This is a genomic window from Pandoraea sp. PE-S2R-1, assembly GCF_002179865.1.
Classification (GTDB): domain Bacteria; phylum Pseudomonadota; class Gammaproteobacteria; order Burkholderiales; family Burkholderiaceae; genus Pandoraea.
Genome location: NZ_NGUR01000024.1, coordinates 1 through 453, shown reverse-complemented (window position 1 = coordinate 453; position 453 = coordinate 1). Strand labels below are relative to the sequence as shown.

The 453-nt window shown below is 53.9% G+C and carries 1 protein-coding gene; it reads right to left on the bottom strand.

The genetic code is table 11. The features are described from left to right. Positions 1-306 precede the first annotated feature (306 nt). The coding region (locus CDV44_RS28525) for a DNA-binding protein (RefSeq protein WP_371328822.1) at positions 307-453 on the bottom strand (147 nt) is incomplete at its 5' end.

The following is a 453-nucleotide window of genomic DNA, read 5'->3' as shown; positions in this document are numbered from 1 at the left end:
CGTAATCGCGCATGAATTCTGGAACCAGTACCAAGTCCAGCCATTGCTCCAATGAAAGTTCCGTCCCGTCTATATATCGGCGATTCTCTCGTTTTCGCTTCATTTGAAGTGTTGGAAAGTTTCAACTCGGGACGTCGGACGTCGTTAGTTCTGTTCCGGGGTAACGATCGTCGGGGAGGTGCGAGTTCTAGGGGGCTATCTCAAGGCCGGCGGGAATGAAATGTCACGCGCCATGACAGGATCTAGAAACGGTTCGTTTTACGGGCGACGGAGGCGGCTCTGAGCCCGTAGGCGGATGGATTTTTCTTATGCGTGAGCGGTCCGCTCAGGTACCGTCGACAGTTTTACGCCTAGCGCGCGCATGACTCGCAGTACCGTGGAAAACCGTGGTTGAGCATTTGGCGAAAGAGCTTTGTATAGACTCTCTCTGCCAAGTCCGGCAGCTATCGCTAC